Origin of the sequence: Vibrio sp. 10N.261.52.A1 (genome assembly GCF_002876325.1) — a bacterium.
In the GTDB taxonomy this organism is placed as follows: domain Bacteria; phylum Pseudomonadota; class Gammaproteobacteria; order Enterobacterales; family Vibrionaceae; genus Vibrio; species Vibrio chagasii.
The window spans coordinates 1-2,647 of the sequence record NZ_MCYD01001086.1 but is presented as its reverse complement, the minus strand read 5'-3'; the positions used below and the strand labels follow the sequence as shown (position 1 = coordinate 2,647).

Here is a 2,647-nt window from a genome sequence, read left to right as displayed (position 1 = left end):
GTGTTAATTTTCCTCGAACTATTTGACTCGATACACAAAGATTCATGTATATACGTGATACTGGTCACGGCGATATACCAAGTGGCTTCACAATTACTTCGCAAAGTAAAAAAATTATCCCGTTGATGATTTCTGGAGCGTAAAATGTACATGGCTCAACCGGGCCATATTGATCATATCAAACAGGTCAATGCTGGTCGTGTATATAAACTAATTGACCTTAAAGGTCCTATTTCTCGTATCGATCTGTCCAAACAAAGTGAGTTGGCTCCGGCGAGTATTACCAAAATAACCCGTGAACTCATGGAAGCTCACCTTATCCACGAAACGACGGTTCAAGAAGCCACGACTCGCGGACGTCCTGCTGTTGGTTTACAAACCAACAATGAAGGTTGGCAATTCTTGTCGATGCGTCTTGGACGCGGGTATCTTACTATCGCGCTTCATGAACTGGGCGGCGATGTGCTTATCGATACCAAGATCGACATTCACGAACGCGACCAAGATGATGTGCTTGCGCGTCTTCTTCACGAAATCGACGAATTTTTCCAAACTTATGCTGAGCAGCTCGATAGGGTAACCAGTATCGCGGTCACGCTTCCAGGCCTTGTGAATTCAGAGCAGGGTATTGTGTTGCAAATGCCGCATTACAATGTCGAAAACTTAGCTTTGGGTCCTGAGATCTACAAAGAAACGGGCTTGCCGGTTTTTATTGCCAATGATACTCGCGCGTGGGCGCTGGCTGAGAAGTTGTTTGGTAATTCTCAAGATAATGACAACTCTGTCTTAATCTCCATCCACCACGGTTTAGGTGCCGGGATTATTCTTGATGGCCGCGTTTTACAAGGCCGTCACGGTAACATCGGTGAACTGGGGCATATCCAAATCGATAAAGAAGGCAAGCTGTGTCACTGTGGTAACCGAGGCTGTTTAGAGACGGTCGCGAGTTCACAGGCGATTCGTGAGCAAGTTAAAGAGCGTTTAGCCAATGGTGAGGAATCCACGCTGACTGCTTTTGAAGATGTTACGATCGAACAAATCTGTGCTGCTGCGGCTGATGGTGATCCACTGGCGGTTGAAGTGATTGAGCAGTTAGGCCGTTACTTAGGTTCAGCAATTGCGATTGTGATTAACCTGTTTAACCCAGAGAAAATCTTAGTCGGTGGTGTCATCAACCAAGCTAAGAGCGTTCTGTATCCTGCGATTCAAAAGTGTATCGAAGAGCAGAGCTTGTCGGTTTACCACCAAGATTTAGAGTTGGTGGAATCTCGATTCTACAAACAAGCAACGATGCCTGGTGCTGCGCTTATCAAGCAAGCCCTTTATGACGGTCAGTTGTTAATGAAAGTTATTGAAGGCTAACTCTTTTTCTCTCCTTTTAGCCTTCCCCCGAACCTTTCCATGTACTTAAGCTTTGTATAACAGCATTTGTTGTACTTAGTTTAAGCATTCTGTGCATTAGCGCTTTGCTTTAACCTATTGAAGTAGGCTATTGTAGCCACAGTTATTATTTGTCACTAAGGTGTTGTATGTCTGGCGTTTTAAATTCGGTTGATCAGAGAACGAAACTGGTTGGTGAAAACCGTCTGGAGCTCTTGTTATTCAGCTTAAATAGTCGTCAATTATTTGCGATTAACGTATTTAAAGTTAAAGAGGTGCTAAAAGTGCCGGTACTTACTCGTTTACCTGGATCTCATCATCACATTACGGGTGTCGCTTCTTTGCGAGGTGAATCTGTGCCTGTGATTGATCTGCGCAGTGCCATTGGCTTTCCGCCATCGCGTGCTGAATCGCAAGAAAGTAACCTGATCATTACCGAGTACAACCGAACGGTACAAGGCTTTTTGGTTGGGCAGGTTCGCAATATCGTCAATACAATGTGGACAGAGATTCAGCCGCCACCAAAGACAACAGGTCGCGCCAACTACCTAACCGCTATTACGCATATTCAAGAAGAAGATCAGCACAAAATCGTTGAGATCATCGACGTTGAAAAGGTGTTGGCTGAGATCATCGATTACGATGTATCGATCTCTGAAGGTGTGTTAGATGAGCAGTTAGCTCAAGAGATGATAGGACGTAATGTACTTATCGTTGATGACTCCTCAACCGCGCGTAACCAAATCAAAGGCACTTTGTCGCAACTGGGTTTGAACATTATTGAATGCTGTGACGGTTTAGAAGCACTGAACCTACTCAAAGGTTGGTGTGATGAAGGCAAAGACATCAATCAAGAAATACTGTTGATGATCACTGATGCTGAAATGCCTGAGATGGATGGCTACAAACTGACTCACGAAGTGCGCTCTGACCCGAGAATGCACGACTTGTTTATTACACTAAATACTTCATTAAGCGGAAGTTTTAATGAAGCAATGGTGGAAAAAGTAGGGTGTAACCGCTTCATTTCTAAGTTCCAACCAGACTTGTTGGTTGAGGTAACTCAAGAGCGTATGCGTCAGATTTTGTAAATTATACCGTCAGTCGGTTTGTTTTGAGTGACCTTATAGAAAACGTTTGCTATTATTGACGCAGCATATTAATCGTCACGAAATATGCATTACTACTAACGTAACTTTTCACGCACAATCTAAGGTAGTTCCTCTTAATGATATGGTTAACGTCTAAAGTTGTCATGACTTTAAGC

The 2,647-nt window shown here is 43.7% G+C and carries 2 protein-coding genes; both read left to right on the top strand.

The window, feature by feature from the left end; translation table 11 throughout:
* Positions 1–144 precede the first annotated feature (144 nt).
* Positions 145–1,362: an ROK family protein gene (locus tag BCT81_RS23395; protein ID WP_102426030.1), complete on the top strand. Its 1,218-nt coding sequence runs from the start codon at positions 145–147 to the stop codon at positions 1,360–1,362.
* A 167-nt stretch (positions 1,363–1,529) separates the two neighbouring features.
* The gene (locus BCT81_RS23390; protein ID WP_004737394.1) at positions 1,530–2,471 is read left to right on the top strand and encodes a chemotaxis protein CheV; all 942 of its coding nucleotides are present in this window, start codon (positions 1,530–1,532) and stop codon (positions 2,469–2,471) included.
* Positions 2,472–2,647 lie beyond the last annotated feature (176 nt).